This is a genomic window from Cyanobium gracile UHCC 0281 (assembly GCF_034931305.1).
Lineage (GTDB): Bacteria > Cyanobacteriota > Cyanobacteriia > PCC-6307 > Cyanobiaceae > Cyanobium > Cyanobium gracile_A.
In genome coordinates this window covers 1-18,065 of the sequence record NZ_JAYGHY010000012.1, presented here as the reverse complement: position 1 = coordinate 18,065, position 18,065 = coordinate 1, and the positions used below count along the sequence as shown (strand labels likewise).

Here is an 18,065-nt window from a genome sequence, read left to right as displayed (position 1 = left end):
GCAGCCCGCAACTGTCAGTGCAGCGATACCAGCAGGAACGACTTGGCGACCTGAACCATGGCGACAGCAAGCAACTGACACACGTTGAGCATGGTCGCCAGAAGATCGCCGGCCATCAACGCGAGGGGGCTTCACCGGGACTGAATTCCGGTAGACAGGGCAGGTCAAGGCTTTCGTGGGTGGCGCCATTCATCTGGCCTGCGTCAGCGTGGTGGACGACTAGAAGCTTCAACGAAAATGACCCGACATCATCGCCCCATGGCGTGGAAAAGCCTCTGAGGCCCTGGGATAGAAGCCGGAAAAGTCAAGGCCTTAAACCCCTGGAGCCACGGGAAGGCGGTGCGGTCTATCTGGCCTCCGATCCTGGGAAGGCAGTCGAACCAGCAGTAGTCCAGGGCCCTCGTGAGGCCGTACGGCACATCGGCAGCCCGTGACAACCTGCTACGGGACGAGACGTAGAACGATGACAAGCCTCGGTGCGACTCGGCCTTAGGTCGATACCCCCCAGGTGGTCCAGTCAGCAGCAGGCATGACCAACCAGCGAAAGGTTCGCACCCAGTTAAAGGCAAACAAAACCTAACAACGGATCCGACGAAGCCATGGCAGGATTGATGAATCAGCGTGTGCAGCCAGACCGACAAAACGCCTGGGTGTTCGTCAGACACGGCAAATCAAAGAGTTCCAATCCCAAAGATATATCACAAGGGTCACATCCACTGAGCGAGCCCCGCGTCTTTAATCTGTAGCAAGGCAAGCTGCATGCCTTAAGCGTCCAGGCTCATCACTGGCGCTCTATTACCATGCCACAGAACAAGCTCTGCAATCCCATGCACAGGACGGCTGACAGGAGAGATAATCTCATCATCTGGCTTTTGATGTCGATAGTCTTTACCGCTCTAGTCATCAATCAGTCGTTACGTCAAGGGCAATTAGCCCTGCCGCCAACCTACGACGACATAGTATACTTCACGGATGCCCTAACGAGGCTCAATATACTCTATGATCATGGGGCAAAGGCACTTGCGGAGAACTTCATTGAAAGCCCTCCTCATGCACCTCTGGCGACGCTAGTACCTCTGATTGGCTTTTCCATCTTTGGGGTCCACAACTGGGCCCCTCCTATCGTCAACGGCATCTTTGTCCTTTTCTTGCTTGTCCTTGTCGATAGCTTAGCTCAAGGTGTTTCCAGGGCCGGGAAGATCCTCATAGGAATGATTGCCCTATCTTGGCCCGTTACTGGACAATTGGTCATTGAGTGCAGGCCAGATCTTGCCTGGGGCTTAATCACGGCAACATTTACAATTCTTTCACTTAGAGAGCAATCTAGGGTTACCAGGAGCAAAAAGAGTTCCTTAATCATTGGCTTACTGATTGGATTATCGCTTCTAGCAAAGCCATCAATTTTTCCAATTACGTTAATCGCGGCCCTTGCCAGCCTATTTGTTGCCTTTTTATTTGACATCCGACGACAAGATTTTAAGCTTAGCAGACGTTCCGCTCTGGCATCAAACATTCGCTGCCTTGTAGTTGCGCTGACGATTGCAATGCCGTATTACGTGGCAGCACATAAGCAGGTTTATGCATACATTTATGAAGTTGTGTTCAGCAGCAACGCCTCAATGTGGGATCCCAATGCTGAGCTGACTCTATTCGATCATCTTTCCTACTATCTGACATCGGCAAGCGGGCAGATTGCCATGGGCAAGTGGATCTACGCATGGTTTCTCTTCGTAGTTGTGTGCACTGCTGCATTGCTTAGCAAGAAAGACTGGAAAAGATTGACCAGTTCGCTGCCATTGTGGCTTGGCTTTTTTATTCTGTATCTTCTCGTTACGGCTCCCAAACTTAAGATGAATTTTTTTGGGGCATCTCTCTACTTCTACATTCTATGCACTTTCGTAATACTCGTTGCCGAAGTATCCAGGGCACTGAGAAGCAGTCGATATGGCTCTAACTTTAGCTATGCCTTCATCATCGTCATTTTCTTGTTCGGGGTGGGACAATTTCAATGGCCTTGGTACCACATAAGCAAACAGACAGGGGTATTGTCGTCAGAAGTACAATATCGGAGAAGCGCCATCGAGTCCCTCTATAATGACATCCTCGAAAATCAAAAGGAAAACAGGATAAGGAACGAAAAGCCAATATCAGTCTTTTTTACCACTTCTAACAAGTTTTTCAATAGCTTTACACTAAAGTTCCAGTTCGCCAAGGACAATGTCCTGAACAATACAAGAGACCTTTACCTGTCTGACAACTTGCCGCTCTTCGTTCAATCGATCAACTCATCGGACTACGTGGTGGCATTCAATGCAAGCAATACGGATACGTTTCCGTGGCTTCCAAGCAGTAAAATACAAGGTCAGGTGTTAAGCCTCCTACGCTCCGATCCAAGCTTACAGTTAATCAGAACATATGCCGATCCATATGGAGATAATCAGGCATACCTATTCGGGAGAGTGCACTCAGGCTCTAAGTAACGAGAGCTTCCTATCATCTCGTCTATCAGGCTTGACGACGCGAACAGCAAGGAAAACGCCTGCCGGTCGATATCTGCAAATAAGAACTACAGCCGCAGACCCATCCAAGGCAAGACGTGATGCACGCCAATTCATGTACAGGCATGGAGAGAAGATAGCAGCCTGGAAGCAATAAAGAACCAGACCCCAAAAGAAGATATGGAGATGATCGACCGCCTTCGATGGTGATTCGCAACAGTCTGACCATGGAGACCTTGTGGAGTTGCGACTCGCGTCACGGATGACTAGTCTACCGAGCCAGGCATGAGAATAAGATCACATCGATAAGATGCATGTCTACAAGAGCAGCCAGAGATTGGGCATCTGGGTTTAGGAATGAATCGTGATAAGGATGACCTCCTCACAGCTTGGTGGGAAATGGCCCGAGAGAAGGCTAGAGCCATGTCCGATGCGTGAGCTAAAGTCATCAGGCGAAAACTCACATCACAGATCAAGATAGTACGTGCATGGCTTGCCAGGATGAAGGTGGATTATAGTCAGTCGGCAAAAGCGCCGGCCAAAACCGTGCGTCCACCGTTGGCTCACACCACCTCATCATGAAGGCTGTCATTTTGGCTGGAGGCCTCGGCACCCGCATCAGCGAAGAAACCCATCTCAAGCCCAAACCCATGGTGGAGATTGGGGGCAAGCCAATCCTTTGGCATATTCTCAAGACCTACAGTTTTCACGGCATCAACGAGTTTGTAATTTGCTGTGGGTACAAGGGCTACGTCATCAAGGAGTATTTCGCGAACTACTTCCTGCATACAAGCGATGTAACCTTCCGGATGGATATCAATCACATGGAGGTTCATCGCCAAGCCGCCGAACCTTGGAAGGTGACCCTGGTAGATACAGGCGAATCCACACTTACAGGGGGAAGACTAAGGAGAGTGAAAGAATATATTGGCGACGACTCATTCTGTTTCACTTATGGCGACGGCGTTTCAGATGTCGACATCACTGGACTAGTGGCTTTCCACCGCAACCATGGCCTTGAAGCAACCCTCACGGCCGTGCAGCCGCCTGGCCGGTTCGGCGCCCTGGAATTCAATGAGGCAAATATCGTTCATGGCTTCCAGGAAAAACCCCATGGAGATGGGGGCTGGATCAACGGTGGCTTCTTTGTACTGCAGCCCTCGGTTATTGAACGTATTCATGACGATCAGGTCATCTGGGAACAAGAACCTCTCAAGGGTCTGGCGACGGACGGACAGTTGGCGGCGTATAAGCACCAAGGCTTTTGGCAGCCCATGGACACGCTGCGAGACCGAGTGTATCTCGAGGAGCTGTGGCAGTCCCACAAGGCTCCATGGAAAGTCTGGGAGTAGCCGCATCATCTCCCGATGGTGCTGTTGCTCCTCAGATGCCTACCCGTAACCAGCGGAAGAAGAGATCCGCCTGGTTCTGGTGTGCACGGTTCCATAACTCAAGAGTGTTGCTTTGTCAGCGCAACAAATACTTGAATCTGTACGCGGTTGCAGAGTCCTATAAGGAGTCGTCGATTCGCCTTGGCAGAGTGCCTGATGAACCGAAGGTTCTCTGTCAATAGACACTGGAAGTCCAAGGAATCCACCTGGCTGAAACTGGCTAGAGCCCAACGACTAGCCAGTCACGCCTGCTATGCAATAGGAATAAACGTTGGCCGCTCCTAATCCTCAAAAGGCGCCGGATAGACCACCCAGAGATTAGACATTAACGAGATATTCTGACTTGTGATCGCCACATTGACATAGGAAGGAATATGAGGGAAGGCAATCACTCCAAGTCGAGCCCTTCAATGATTGCTGTTTTCTAGCATGGCCGAAGCGCTCTTGGACAACGCCAACCCCTAATCAAAGGAGCCTGACCCAGTCTCCACTGCACCATGGGGAGCGAGAAATTCAAATGATCAAGACAAGCAGGGGCTGTCGGTGGTGGCGAAGTGCCTCCATGACTGAAACCGAATCTGTTGGTGTGATTCTGCTCGAGAAGGAAGGAGAGGTTAGGAAAGAGCGTCGACTGACAGCTGGGAGAGTAGCCGACGGGGGACGACCCAACTGTCCGCTACTCCTCAGATCGGCTACGATACTGGGGCTTTTGATTCCAAGAAGGTCATCCGCAGTGGCGTCGTCGACATCTGCAAACCTTCGTTCTAGTCCACTGCATTTCATCAAGCCGTCTGCAAACTCGAATGGATTTCTTGTTTCCCGTTGCATCTGTCACGAATCCCATCCAAAGGACTGGTGACAACCCAGCGACAGATGGATACAAGAGGCCCCTTGGGCAGAAGTTGGTCAGAACTGAGAATCAGTTGTTGCAATTCACACTGGACTACCTAAGGGGACATAGCTTTCTCAAATGTCAATTCGCATTTGGCAGTTTGCCACATCCTTCTTCAGTCCTCAGGCTTTGGGAAATTCATTCTGGTGTACTACGGCTAGAGTCATCTGAATCCCTCTCCGAACTCACGGAAAGAATCGAAGGCAAAAGAGTTCGCATTACTGCTTGTTGAACGTCAAATAGTTCCAATCATTATCTTTCCCACAGTATCGCTGAAATGAAAGCCTCCGATTTCGTTGCTCTCTACCTGGAATCCAGAGGTGTCACCCATGCTTTTGAACTGGTGGGAGGCATGATTACCCATCTTCTAGATTCCCTTAGTAACACAACAGAGATCCGGATCGTTTCCTGCCATCACGAGCAAGGCGCAGGCTTCGCGGCCGAGGGCTTCGCTCGAACCAGTGGCGTTCCTGGTGTGGCTTTGGCGACGAGTGGACCTGGCGCAACAAATCTCCTCACCGCCATCGGAAGCTGCTTCTTTGATTCAACTCCGGCAGTGTTCATTACAGGTCAAGTCAATACCCATGAACTCAAGGTCGACACTGGTGTTCGGCAGCTTGGATTTCAGGAAACCGACATCGTAACGATGGTCCAACCAATCTGTAAATTGGCGGTTCAGTTGAGGAATGCGGCGGATCTTCCCCGTGTCCTTGAAGAAGCTTTCAATATTGCCCTCGAAGGCCGACAAGGCCCGTGTCTCGTGGACATTCCCATGAATGTTCAGTCAGAAGATATACCTCTGGAACTGGCAAAGCCAGTATTAACTCGATCAGGCGCAAGCCCCCTCCCCTCAATCTCCTGTGAGACAGTCAATCCTGTCCTGCATGGACAAGTCGCTGATCTTCTCGATGCAATTACCCGAGCGGAGCGGCCACTGCTTCTTCTTGGAGGGGGTGCTGCAAGTTTTCAGAACCGAGTGGCTGCAAGGCAGATTAGCGCACAGCTGGCCATTCCTGTGGTGCTATCGCTGATGGCCGTAGACTTATTCAGCGCCACCAACGACCAGCGGGTCGGCTTTATCGGGTCTTATGGAAACCGCTGGGCCAATAAGATCCTGGGAGAGGCAGATCTGCTGGTGGTGGTCGGCAGTCGACTTGACATTCGTCAGACTGGTGCAGACGTTGGTAGCTTTTGTGAAGGCAAGCAGATCTGGCAAGTTGATGTTGATCATGCTGAGATCGGGGTACGCATCAAACCACAGAGGACAATTAATGCCAGCATCGCTGAATTGGCCTCAGCACTGAAAATGGACATACCGCAGGACCCTCTAGCTGCGACTCCGCATAGGTGGCGAGAGCGTATTTCCACCCTACGCAATCAGTTTCCCGCAGACTCAGAGTACAGAGCAGAGCCGCAAGAAATTAATCCTGTGCAGGTTCTCCAATCACTAAGTCAAACTCAGCCAGGGAGGCAAGTTCTTTATGTTACTGACGTGGGGCAACACCAGATGTGGGCCGCACAAAGCCTAGACTTTAAGAAAAACGATCGGTTCATTACATCTGGTGGCATGGGAGCAATGGGCTTCGGGCTGCCGGCTGCCATCGGCGCGATCATGGCCGCACCAAAAGCCCGAGCCATTTTGGTGAGCGGCGATGGCAGCTTTCAATTGAATATACAGGAGCTCGAGACACTGCGCCGGAACCAACTCGATTTGAAGATCGTACTATTCAACAATAACTGCCATGGAATGGTTCGGCAGTTCCAAGAATCGTATTTCAGGGACAATTTACAATCCACTGTCATTGGTTACTCGTCCCCTAACTTCGTTGCTTTGTCGCAGGCTTATGGTATTCCCGCTGATCGCCTTGATGAACCCGGATGCGTTGATCAGGCTTTGGCGCGGATGTTGAGCGAGGAAGGTCCCTATCTCCTTGAGGTAAAGCTTTCACAGACCAGTAAGGTATACCCAAAGCTTGCCTTTGGCAGACGGTTTGGTGAAATGGAACCAGAGGCAAGCCCCTTGGCCATGGAGTCCACCTAATCGTGATGGACGGCTTGATCGCAGTTACGGGAGCAACGGGATGGGTTGGTCGTACTGTGATTGATGAACTGCAGCGACTCATCTCACCCGAAGAATTCAAGATCCGAGTCACACCCTTTGCGAGCCGCGAGGGACGATTAGCCCTCTCAGATAACACGTATCTCAGAATTCTGCCATTGGAGGCCTTACCAGAGCTTGCCGTACGAGAACCGTTGTCCGCGCTGATTCATTGTGCATTTCTAACCCCAGACCGGTTGCATGCGTTGGGGGAAGAGACATTCATTGCAATGAATCGCAAGATCACCGATTTAGCGAGCAAAGCCTTAGAGGCGAGACCGACGACTCGAGTTATAGAGATTTCCTCTGGAGCAGCCACCTTGGTTGAAACTGGTCTAGATGAAGCCGTATGGTCCCCATCCACCGCACACCAGCTTTATGGAGCTCTAAAGCTTGATGAAGAAAGACGATTGTCATCAATCGCACCCAGCTTGATCCTGAGAGTTTACGCGTTAACTGGCCGCTGGATGCGTGATCCAAAGAAGTATGCATTAGGCGATTTTCTTCTTCAGGCCGCTGCTCGGAAACGGATAACCATCAGAGCTCCACATCCAGTGATTAGAAGCTACGGTAATGCAAGTAATATCGCTGAGCTTGCACTGCATTGGCTCCTAAGTGAAGACACTCCTCCATCCAAGGCTATTCCAGCTGTGAATGCAACAGTGAGCCTTGAAGAATTGGCATTGATGGTCTCAAATCACTTTGATCTTCCGGCTCCCATTGCAGATGTAGACTCTAGTTTACCCATGGATATTTATTGCGCTGAAGCCTCAGGCTACACGGAAATGGCAAGGACTTATGGCGTCAAGATCAAGTCATTAGACCGCCAGATAGTTGACTCCGCTCTTGCTATCACTAAGTCACTTGAGTATCTTGCTTGATTCCATAGGGGGAAGCTCTGGAAAAGCTCATTCAAAATGGTCGGATCATGTTCCTAGAGGCCACGGGGAAAGGCTTTAAGTGCAAGTGATGCCTTTCATAAGTCTGGGTTTGATGCCACACCATAGCAAAGGTGCCAATCATGGCCCTTTTCTGCTTTCACGTATTTTCGCAGATAGATCATACCGATAGCATATCTTGGACCAGAGATATCCTCCAGTACTTCCAAGAACCCCTAATACAATGGCCATATTGATCTTGCCAATCAACCCAGTCAGCGACATTGCCAGACATATATTCAACAGACTAAGGGGAACTGCTGCAGAAAGATATGTACGGATTCCCCTACTTTTATTCTCGCTAAAGATAAACCGACTATGAGAGAAATAGCGGAGGCAGTGGATGATAATTTCAGAGAAGAATGAAGCGAGGCCTGGTGCCAATTGAGACGCTAGAACCACAAAAAGAGATGGTCCTGCAAGCGTGAAGAATATACCTGCAAGCAAAAACTTGCAATAGCGGTAGGACAGGACTACCATCAATCAGATATGCGCCTACTTTGAACAGGCTGCCGATAGGAGACTCTTGATTGTGCTTCAATTTGTCTTGACACCAACGAAAGCATGATCATTTGAATAGCTGCAGAAAAAATGACGAGGATCGCGACTGTCACCGTACCGGGTGCATAGCCACTAAAGCCTGATAGCTTATTGGCAAGAATAGAAAGTGCAAGGAGAACTGACACCAAGATTCCAAAGGCTCCAATTCTGAGGCTAATCCTTCCTGCGATAGAACTTCCTGAAAAGATTGCGACGAGGGCCTCGTTTACATACCCAAGGAAAGAATAGCTAGAGCGGCCAGCGACTCTGTCTGGCTGGACGTAACGCACAACCTGATGACAGCCCGAAGCACTGATCAAGCAACTGCGCATATTCAATGAAGTGTTCGACCACAGCCAAAGGGCTTGATTAATAACGGAGCTAGAATAACAACCAAAACCATGGAAACCACGCAGGACAGCCTGATCACGATTAGAGAAGTTCATCATACGGTAATAGAGTTTACGACCAAGCTTAATGAAGGGAGTGCCCGCAGATCTTTCCTTGCTGCCAAGTACAGCATCAATGCTGTCTCTGCCATCAATCCATTGCTTGAGCATGCTAAAGCCAATGCTTGGTGGATCTTGCAGGTCTGCACACATGAGCATGACAACATCAGCCTCTTCAACACTTTGAAGCCCATACATAAAGGAAGGCTCAACCCCATAGTTACGGGCATTCCGAAAGGCGATAACCCGCTGATCCCTACGAATCAATCTCCTGATTTCCAAAGTCGTTTGGTCTTCACTGCAATTATCAATCAGAAAGAGGCGCCAGTTCAAGATAGTCATCGGCATTTCACGCTGAAGACCTTCAGCGGCCTCAGCACAGGCTTCATATAGCGAGAGAATATTCGCTTCTTCATTAAACGCTGAAGACACAATGGCAAGATTGATTTCGGGCGTCGCGACTGCCGACATATTGGCTCTTTCTGTTCTCAGAGTTTGTTTAATTTAAGCACTGACCAAGATAGGTGTCAAGCAACTTTCCAAGCGGGACTCTGTTTCGTCGAAGCCTTCACCGCGGGAGCAGAATGCGACTATGGTTTGGGAACCCACGCCTTTCCCAAACTGTTTTCAAGGAAACGAAATGACGGGCTGGTGAGCGGAGCACTCAACCTGACCTCGAGATCTATCTGTATACGCTGCGGAACCTTCATCTACCACAACCTCTTGATGCCCTTGACATGGACCCCGGAAACCGTTCCAGGGTGAAGGAGAGTCCTCAACCGACCAGACTGCGCCGGGGACTCCACCATGAAAAGAATTCGCCACACACACCGGAGCCGATCATCCGCAAGCACTCGCCCAAGGGCGTCTGCAAAGCGGTGGGCCCCCGAGCAACCCATTTCCGAGGGCCTGTCCACTGAGCAGCAACCCATCAGCGCAGGAGCTCCGCCAACGTGGCGCCGCACTCCTCGCGGGCGCTCAGGCGTCCTGGCAGGTGCACCACCCGATCGGCCATGGCCGCCAGCGCCTGCATCTGGGCCAGCGACTTCGGTGGCGACTGATCGGCCTCTACCACCGTCAGCGGTTGAGCCGGCCGAGCAGCGGGTCCCGCACGGGCGCTTCGACCAGGCCGCGCAGCACCGGGAAGGCCAAGCCATGGCGCCGGGGGGCGAGCAGGACGATACCGGCGCCGTGTCCAGCGGCGATCAGGCCGCAGTCTGCCGGGCAGACATCACGCCGGAGCTCGGCGTCGTAGGTCAGTTAGCCGGCTCAGCCGCGCTGGCCTCCTCGACCGGGCGCCGGGGGCTGGCGATGCTGGGCACCGGCACCTGCACCCTGTGACTGGAGGGAGAACACCGGCCAAGGCGATCGGGTCGTGAACGACGTTTCCACCATGGATCCGGCAGCAAGCCTTGTGGCCGATGACCGCCGAAGCCAGACCGTGTTCCTGATCGCGGGGATCGCCCCGGGGGGAGCGCTGGTCAAGATCCAGGACTCCATCGAACGCCCAGCACGACTGCGACAGCCACCCGTCCCCGGTGGTGCCACCGCCCTAGGCCCTCGTCGGTGAGGTGCTCTGGCGCATCTCGGCCATGGACTGCGCCACCGGGGAGAACATGATCCGGGAGAGGCCGGACAGTCGGAGATGCTCCAGCCCCACCCGCCGTCACGAGGGAGTTCCTGATCGGCCATTGACCGGAGGCCGCCATGGTGATGGCGCTCCATGCCATTGTCGAGGCACTGCAGGGGGCAGCTCCCTACCCAAGGCGCTCAGCAGCTACCGGGCCCTGTCAGACCAAGGGCCCCGGAGGCTGGCAGGGAGAGGGGAGACAGATGAAACAACTTCGAGTACGCCGGCCCCGCAGTGGCCGGCGCCAACGGGCGGCGGCCCCGGCGCTTCAGCGAGGAGGGCGTGGAGGCCCTGGCCCGCTACATCGAAGCCACCGAGAAAACGGGCGTGCTGGGTTGGTTCCGCGATCGGCTGTTCAACGTGCAGCAGAAGCGCAAGCAGCTGCTGGTGTCGCGGCGGATCACCCAGGAATTCATCGAAGCCGGCGGCACGCTGGAGATCCGGGGCGATCTGGCCTTCGTGAGCCGCAAAACCACCGTGGGCATCCTGCAGAGCAGCTACCTGGGGCTGAACAACTCCTGGAACCGGCTTCGCACCGCCGGCACCGAAGAAGGGGAAGAAGCCCTGGAGCTCAACAAGGACTTCCTGGAGAGCGCGGAGCGGCAGCTGCTGATCAGCCAGCGGGGCATCGCCCGCGTGGGCCGCGACATGCGGGTCAACAGTCGCATCACCAAAACGCGCCAGGCCTGGATCGAAGCCGTGGGCGATGTGGTGGAGGCCTGCTTCAACTCCGAGATCCGCTACCTCACCGAAGACGTGGACCGGGCCATCAAGCGCGCCAAGTCGGCCGCCGGCCATCGCTGCGAGATCACCGGCAAGAAGGCGGCGGTGCACAAGAAGATCGACCTCGACGGCCACCATCTGTTCGACCGGGGCAGCCGACCGGATCTGGCCGACCTGCCGGAGAACATCCTGGAGCTGGTGCCCGATCTGCATCGGGAATTCCACGGCTGGAAAAGCGGCCCCTGTACCCCCAGGGACGTGCTGGTGTTCATCGAAACCGCCCGGGGGGATCTGTTTGATCCGGTGAACTCGCGCGACATGAAGCGACTACGGGCGCTGACGCACCGGCTGCAGCGGTTCCAGAGTGAGCGGGAGGGGCAGAAAGTGAGGTATCACAGGAACTAACTTGCTCTTCGGCGGTTCCGCGAACACGCTCCGCATGGAAGGTGCCGCTGGCAATCACCAGCTGGGGCCGCTCTACCGACGCCAGATCGCTCCCCACCCGATGACGGGAAGCCACGCTGGCGGCGGATACGAGCCGCGCCCCAAACTCAAATCAGACCCCCAGCGGTTCCCCCTGGGCCTTCTTCTGCTCGGCCAGCACCTGCTCCAGACCCTCGATGTCTTCGTCGGTGATCTTGGTCTGCATCGGGCAGTGCTTGGGGCCGCACATTGAGCAGAACTCGGCCTGCTTGTAGATGTCGGCGGGCAGGGTTTCGTCGTGGTACTCCCGCGCCCGCTCCGGATCCAGGCTCAGATCGAACTGCTTGTTCCAGTCGAAGGCATAGCGGGCCCGGCTGAGCTCGTCGTCGCGGTCGCGGGCGCCGGGGCGGTGGCGGGCGATGTCGGCGGCGTGGGCGGCGATCTTGTAGGCGATCAGGCCCTCGCGCACATCCTCTGCATTGGGCAGGCCCAGGTGTTCCTTCGGCGTCACATAGCAGAGCATCGCCGTGCCGTGCCAGCCGGCCAGGGCCGCGCCGATGGCACTGGTGATGTGGTCGTAGCCGGGGGCGATATCGGTGACGAGGGGGCCGAGCACGTAGAAGGGCGCCTCGCTGCACTCTTCCATCTGCTTCTTGACGTTGAACTCGATCTGGTCCATCGGCACATGGCCCGGACCCTCCACCATCACCTGCACGTCGTGCTTCCAGGCGCGTCGGGTGAGTTCACCCAGCGTCTTCAGTTCCGCCAGCTGGGCCGCATCGGAGGCATCGTGCTGGCAGCCCGGCCGCAGCGAGTCCCCCAAGGAGAAGCTGCAGTCGTAGCGCTTGAAGATCTCGCAGATGTCATCGAAGCGGGTGAACAGCGGGTTTTGCCTGTGGTGGTAAAGCATCCATTGGGCCAGGATGCCGCCGCCGCGGCTCACGATTCCGGTGAGGCGGCCCTTCACCAGCGGCAGGTGCTCGATCAGCAGGCCCGCATGGATCGTCTGGTAGTCGACCCCCTGCTGGCAGTGCTTCTCGATGATGTGCAGGAAATCGTCGGCGTCGAGCTTCTCGATCGAGCCGTGCACGCTCTCCAGCGCCTGGTACACGGGCACCGTGCCGATCGGCACCGTGGAGGCGTTGATGATCGCCGTGCGCACCTCATCGAGGTTGACCCCGCCGGTGGAGAGATCCATCACCGTGTCGGCGCCGTACTTCACCGCCAGCTTCAGCTTCTCCACCTCCTCGTTGAGGTCGGAGGCATTGGGGGAGGCGCCGATGTTGGCGTTCACCTTGCACTTGCTGGCAATGCCGATCGCCATCGGCTCCAGGCCAGGGTGCTCGATGTTGGCCGGGATGATCATGCGGCCTCGGGCCACCTCCTCCATCACCAGCGACTCGGGAAGGTTTTCCCGCTGGGCCACGAAGGCCATCTCCTCGGTGATCACCCCCTGGCGGGCGTAATGCAGCTGGGTGACGTTGGCTTGACCACGACGCTTCTGGATCCAGGCGCTGCGCATGACGGGCTACGGCAAAGGGCGGGGGCGCGGCCTGAGACTGGTTTCACATTCCTGGTTCCACTTCCCTGCGCCGGCATGACCCGGATCAGGTTCGGAGGGTGTGATCTCAGCCCTGGGCGAAGCGATCGGTGGATCCTGCGCCGGGCACCCCTAGTGACGCTCGAAAGCTAGCAAGGCAGATCGGGGATGGGGCCAAGCTGAAAGGTGGCAAGGCCAAGGCGGAACGGGGACAGGGCTCCACAACCATGATTCCCGGTTCTGTACAGCCTGTACAGGATCGGGAATCAACAGCGCCGCACCATGACCAGGCCCCACGAACCCGGCCCGGTGCAGGCGCAGGCGTCTGGCGCAGGGATCAGGCCTGCAGGCCGTCCAAAGCAATGGCCGTGACGCGATGGTCGCCGTCGCCCTGCAGCGCCGCCAGGGCCTCGCGGGCCTGGGCCGCCTCCGGCCTGCGGCCCTCACGCACCAGCCGGCCCAGGATCTCGGCCCCGCCGGCCCGCACCGTGCCGTCGCCATCGGCCACCGCCTCCCGGGCCAGCTCCAGCAGCCAGGCCGGAGGCATGTCCTCCTGTTCGGCCAGGGCCGAGAGGATGCTGCAGCGCACCAGCCACTGGTCGTCGGCCACGAAGGCGTCCCGCAGCAGGGGCCAGGCCCGCTCCACCCCGTAGCTGGCCAGGGCGTTGGCGGCCTCGGCGCGCACATTGGCGTCCTCGTCCTGCCGCACCGCCGTCTCCAGGGCCGCCCAGCCCACCTCGCTGCGCTTCACCCCCAGGCCGGCGCAGGCCAGTGAGCGGATCACGAAGGTGGTCTGCTCCAGGCCCAGCAGCAGCAACGGGATGGCCGCCTCCGCCTCCACGGCCCGCAGCCCCGCCAGGGCCGGCATCGCCCGGCTCGGATCGCCCGAAGCGATCGCCTGCCGCGCCGCTTCCAGATCGGGGGTGGACTCACTCACGGGGATCAGGGCGGGGAGGCTTCACCTTGGCGCAGCGCGCGCAGCAACTCGGCCCGTCGGCGGCGGCGGCGCAGCATGCTGGTGCCCAGCAGCCCGCAGCCGATCACCAGAGCGGGAATCGCCGGCAGCCGGTCGGCCCCCTGGCGGGTGAGCAGCACCAGCAGGGCCAGCAGGATCAGCAGCGGCGCCGAGAGCGCCAGCAGGGCGGCCAGGAACCGAGGGGCCCGACGGACACTCAAACCGGCTGCTCCATCCAGCGCAGCAGGCTGAGGGCCAGCACCTTGATGCCCACCTCCAGGCAGCCCTCGTCAGGATCGAAGCTGTTGCTGTGCAGGGGCGAGCAGCCACCGGGTCCGGCCACCCCCAGGCGAAACATCGTGCCGCGGGTGTTGGCCAACAGTTCAGCGAAGTCCTCGGCCCCCAGAGACGGCTGCTCCAGCCACTGCACCCTCGAGCGGCCCAGCAGGGCCACGGCCGCGTCGGCCACCAGCTGGGTGAGCTCCGGATCGTTGTGCACCGGCGGCGAGATGCAGCGGTAATGCACCCTCGCTTCACCGCCGTGGCCGCGGCAGAGGGCATGGACGGTGTCCTCGATCCAGCCCGGCAGCTGGGCGTGCACCTCCAGATCCAGGCAGCGAACCGTGCCCAGCAGCCTCACGTGGTCGGCGATGACGTTAAAGGCCTTGCCGCCTTCGATCAGCCCGAAGCTCACCACCACCGGGTGCAAGGGATCGAGCCGGCGGCTGATCGCCTCCTGCAGGCCACTCACCACCCGGGCGGCGATCCAGATCGCGTCGGTGCTCTGGTGCGGCCGGGCGCCATGGCCCCCTTCCCCCAGCACCTCCACCTCCAGTTCCCCCGCCGCGGCCGTGAGGCTGCCGCTGCGCACCCCCACGGTTCCCACCTCCAGGCTGGGGAACACGTGCACCCCGAACAGGGCCTGCACCCCGTCCATCGCCCCGTCGGCGCGCATCCAGGCCGCCCCCTCCGCCGTTTCCTCCGCCGGCTGGAACAGCAGCCGCACCCGGGCCGTGAGCCGGTCGGACACGCTGGCCAGCAGCCGGGCCACCCCGAGGCCCACGGTGGTGTGGATGTCGTGGCCGCAGGCGTGCATCAGGCCCTGGCGGCTGGAGGCGTAGGCGAGCTGGGTGCGCTCCTCGATCGGCAACGCGTCCATGTCGGCCCGCAGGGCCACCAGGGGAGCCCCCAGCGGACCCAGTTCGGCCACCACGCCGGTGCGACCCACCCCTTCGCGCACCTCCCAGCCCCAGCGCCGCAACTCACCGGCCACCAGGGCGGCGGTCTGCTGCTCGTGGCCGCTCAGCTCGGGATGGCGGTGGATGTGGCGCCGCAGCTGGATCAGCTCCGGCAACGCCGCCTGCAGGGTCGCGTCCATCCCGAGCGCCTCCCAGGTGGCATCAGCCGGGGCCATGGGGGGAAAGGACAACGGGGTCATGGGCGGAGGGGGAAGCCGATGGGGCGAAGCCGGTTCAGGGGGCCAGGGCCAGGAACTGGGCCAGAGCCTGCACGGGAACGGGCGGCCAGCGCCGTATCTGCAACAGCCATTCTTCCTGCCGGTAGCGGGGATCGAGGCCGGAGGCCGCGGCCCAGTGGCTCTCCGCCTCACCCCGGGCACCCTTTTGCCAGAGCAGCGCCGTGAGGCCGGCGCGGGCGTCGGCGAACAGGGGGTAGCGGCGGATCAGGTCACGCAGCTGTTTCTCCGCCACCGTGGTGTCCCCCAGCTGGAAGGCGGCCAGGGCGGCGCTGGAGCGGGCCATGGCGAAGCCAGGCCGGGCGCCGGCGGCCGCTTCGAAGCATTGGCGGGCCGCCGGCCAGTCGTCCTGGGAGCCCTCCACGTTGCCCAGGTTGTAGAGGGCCGAGGCATCGAGGGGATCTCGCTCCAGGATCCAGCGGTAGTCGGCGGCGGCGGCCGGCCACAGGCCCAGGGCCTCCTCGGCGGTGCCGCGGTTGAGGTGGGGGTCGGCGCTGGCGGGCTCCAGCTCGATGGCCCGGTCCTGGTCGGCGATCGCCGCCAGCGGATCCCCCAGGGCCAGCTGCACGTTGCCGCGGTTGCTCCAGGCCGAGGCATCCTGCGGCGCCAGGTCCACCACCTGGTCCCACAGGGGCAGGGCCTCGCCGAAACGCCCCTCGCGGCTGGCGGCCAGGGCCCGGTCAAACAGCACGGGCAGAGACGGCGCCGCAGGGGCGGCCTCGGCCCATCCCGCCGGCGCCCAGGCCAGGAGCCCCGCCAGCAGCAGGGCCAGCACAGCCAGAGCCGCCCCCTTTCGGTGCCTCACGCCGCCACCGCGGCGGGACCATCGAGGTGGGCGCGGCCGGCAGCAGTGACGATCCGTCCCCGGGGGGTGCGCTGCAGGAAACCCAGCTGCAGCAGGTAGGGCTCCACCACCGCTTCGAGGGTGGCGGGGTCCTCCCCCAGCCCCGCGGCCAGGGTTTCCAGCCCTACCGGGCCGCCGCCGTAGGCCTCCAGCATCAGGCGCAGCAGGCGGCGGTCGCTGGCATCCAGGCCGCGGCCATCCACCCGGTGCAGGGAGAGGGCCGCATCCACCAGCGCCGCATCGATCTGGCCGTGCCCCCCCACAGCGGCCACGTCCCGCACCCGGCGCAGCAAGCGGTTGGCGATCCTGGGCGTGCCCCGGCAGCGGCGGGCCACCTCCTGGGCGGCGCAGGGCCGCAGGGGCAGCTGCAGCAGGCCAGCGGCCCGCACCACGATCGCCTCAAGGTCGGCGAGGCCATAGAACTCCAGCCGCTGGATCAGGCCGAAGCGATCCCGCAGCGGCGAACTCAGCGAACCGGCGCGGGTGGTGGCCCCCACCAGGGTGAACGGGGCCACGTCCAGGCTGCGGGTGCGGGCGGTGGTGCCCTTGCCCACGGTGAGATCGAGGCGGAAGTCTTCCATGGCCGGGTAGAGGATCTCCTCGGCCACCCGGTTGAGCCGGTGGATCTCATCGATGAACAGCACCTCACGGGGCTGCAGGTTCACCAGCAGTCCGACGATGTCGCGGGGTCGTTCCAGGGCCGGGGCGCTGGTGATGCGGCAGCGCACCCCCAGTTCCTCGGCCAACACCAGGGCCATGGTGGTCTTGCCGAGGCCGGGGGGGCCGTAGAGCAGCACGTGGTCGAGGGCCTCCTGGCGGCGGCGGGTGGCCTCCACGGCAATGCGCAGCACCTGCTTGAGCTCGCTCTGGCCGATGTAGTCCGCCAGGCGGCGAGGCCGCAGGCCATCCTCCCGGACCACTGGCTCCTCCTCGGGCCGGGCGGTGGGGTCAACGAGGCGCTCCGGGGCGGCCGGGCTGGCTTGGCCCCCGCCCGCTCCCGGGACACGCCCGGTCGGTCCCCCCGAAGAGATGATCGCCATGGCTGGAGGGTACCGGCTGCTGCCTAGGGTCGGGGAGCACCCAGGTGATTCGGGACGAAGCGATGGCGAAGGGGCCCGGCAGGAAGGGCGGTGGCGCCAAGAGCGCCGACCCGGCCAACCGGCTGCTGGCCGACAACCGCCTGGCCAGACACCAGTACGAGATTCTTGAAACCCTCGAGACCGGCATCGAACTGCTCGGCACCGAGGTGAAGTCGATCCGGGCCGGCCAGGTGAACCTGCGCGACGGCTTCTGCCTGATCCGCAACGGCGAGATGCAGCTCCACAACGTCCACATCTCCCCCCACAGCCACGCCGGCAAGTTCTTCAACCACGAGCCGCTGCGGGTGCGCAAGCTGCTGGCCCATCGGCGCGAGATCGACAAGCTGCGCGTCTCCCTCGATCAGAAGGGCCTCACCCTGATTCCGCTCAACCTGCACCTGAAGGGCTCCTGGATCAAGATCACCATCGGCCTGGGCAAGGGCCGCAAGCTGCACGACAAGCGCCAGGACGAAAAGAACAAGCAGATCGCCAAGGAAACCCGGGCCGCCGTCGCCCGGCTCTGAGCGACGCCCTCAGGGGTTGGCGGGTTCCACCGGCGGCGGCGGCGGCGCGGGGGCCGCTGGGCTGGCG

At 59.4% G+C, this 18,065-nt stretch carries 14 protein-coding genes and 1 riboswitch; of the genes, 6 read left to right on the top strand and 8 right to left on the bottom strand.

What is annotated here, in order from left to right; genetic code table 11:
- Positions 1-800: 800 nt before the first annotated feature.
- The 4 genes from VB739_RS05630 (at position 801) to VB739_RS05615 (ending at position 7,760) form a co-directional block, all read left to right on the top strand.
- On the top strand, positions 801-2,480 hold the full coding sequence (locus tag VB739_RS05630) for a hypothetical protein (RefSeq protein WP_323356131.1): 1,680 nt from the start codon (positions 801-803) through the stop codon (positions 2,478-2,480).
- A gap of 596 nt (positions 2,481-3,076) precedes the next feature.
- On the top strand, positions 3,077-3,850 hold the full coding sequence (gene rfbF, locus VB739_RS05625; protein ID WP_323356130.1) for a glucose-1-phosphate cytidylyltransferase: 774 nt from the start codon (positions 3,077-3,079) through the stop codon (positions 3,848-3,850).
- A 1,208-nt stretch (positions 3,851-5,058) separates the two neighbouring features.
- A complete protein-coding gene (locus VB739_RS05620) occupies positions 5,059-6,822 on the top strand; it encodes a thiamine pyrophosphate-binding protein (RefSeq protein WP_323356129.1) in 1,764 nt (587 codons plus the stop codon).
- A gap of 5 nt (positions 6,823-6,827) precedes the next feature.
- Positions 6,828-7,760 carry an NAD-dependent epimerase/dehydratase family protein gene (locus VB739_RS05615; RefSeq protein WP_323356128.1) on the top strand — a complete coding sequence of 311 codons (933 nt, stop codon included), beginning with the start codon at positions 6,828-6,830 and terminating at the stop codon, positions 7,758-7,760.
- A gap of 536 nt (positions 7,761-8,296) precedes the next feature.
- Here VB739_RS05615 and VB739_RS05610 read toward each other — a convergent pair.
- Together VB739_RS05610 and VB739_RS05605 are read right to left on the bottom strand one after the other, a co-directional pair.
- On the bottom strand, positions 8,297-9,277 hold the full coding sequence (locus VB739_RS05610; protein ID WP_323356127.1) for a glycosyltransferase: 981 nt from the start codon (positions 9,275-9,277) through the stop codon (positions 8,297-8,299).
- Between the two features lie 460 nt (positions 9,278-9,737).
- Complete coding sequence (locus VB739_RS05605) at positions 9,738-9,881, bottom strand: hypothetical protein (protein WP_323356126.1); 144 nt, start codon at positions 9,879-9,881, stop codon at positions 9,738-9,740.
- A gap of 789 nt (positions 9,882-10,670) precedes the next feature.
- Here VB739_RS05605 and VB739_RS05600 point away from each other — a divergent pair.
- Positions 10,671-11,564, top strand: a complete 894-nt coding sequence (locus VB739_RS05600) for a hypothetical protein (RefSeq protein ID WP_323356125.1) — start codon at positions 10,671-10,673, stop codon at positions 11,562-11,564.
- 151 nt (positions 11,565-11,715) lie between these two features.
- On the opposite strand, the gene thiC is transcribed toward VB739_RS05600, so the two are convergent.
- From thiC to ruvB, 6 genes are all read right to left on the bottom strand, one after another.
- Positions 11,716-13,104: a phosphomethylpyrimidine synthase ThiC gene (thiC, locus tag VB739_RS05595; RefSeq protein ID WP_323356124.1), complete on the bottom strand. Its 1,389-nt coding sequence runs from the start codon at positions 13,102-13,104 to the stop codon at positions 11,716-11,718.
- A gap of 45 nt (positions 13,105-13,149) precedes the next feature.
- A riboswitch (TPP riboswitch) is annotated at positions 13,150-13,266 on the bottom strand.
- Positions 13,267-13,459: 193 nt separating this feature from the next.
- Positions 13,460-14,059, bottom strand: coding sequence for a HEAT repeat domain-containing protein (locus VB739_RS05590; protein ID WP_323356123.1), 600 nt, complete (start codon positions 14,057-14,059; stop codon positions 13,460-13,462).
- Positions 14,060-14,064: 5 nt separating this feature from the next.
- On the bottom strand, positions 14,065-14,298 hold the full coding sequence (locus tag VB739_RS05585) for a DUF3188 domain-containing protein (protein WP_323356122.1): 234 nt from the start codon (positions 14,296-14,298) through the stop codon (positions 14,065-14,067).
- Complete coding sequence (locus tag VB739_RS05580) at positions 14,295-15,455, bottom strand: amidohydrolase (protein ID WP_323356167.1); 1,161 nt, start codon at positions 15,453-15,455, stop codon at positions 14,295-14,297. Before VB739_RS05580 ends, VB739_RS05585 begins: the two co-directional genes overlap by 4 nt.
- A gap of 94 nt (positions 15,456-15,549) precedes the next feature.
- Positions 15,550-16,356: a tetratricopeptide repeat protein gene (locus VB739_RS05575; RefSeq protein ID WP_416233303.1), complete on the bottom strand. Its 807-nt coding sequence runs from the start codon at positions 16,354-16,356 to the stop codon at positions 15,550-15,552.
- Positions 16,353-17,435 (bottom strand): Holliday junction branch migration DNA helicase RuvB, encoded by a 1,083-nt coding sequence (ruvB, locus tag VB739_RS05570; protein ID WP_323356121.1) that lies wholly within the window; start codon positions 17,433-17,435, stop codon positions 16,353-16,355. Before ruvB ends, VB739_RS05575 begins: the two co-directional genes overlap by 4 nt.
- Before the next feature lie 62 nt (positions 17,436-17,497).
- Between ruvB and smpB the strand changes: the two genes are divergently transcribed.
- The gene (gene smpB, locus VB739_RS05565; RefSeq protein ID WP_216907361.1) at positions 17,498-17,998 is read left to right on the top strand and encodes an SsrA-binding protein SmpB; all 501 of its coding nucleotides are present in this window, start codon (positions 17,498-17,500) and stop codon (positions 17,996-17,998) included.
- Positions 17,999-18,065: the final 67 nt, after the last annotated feature.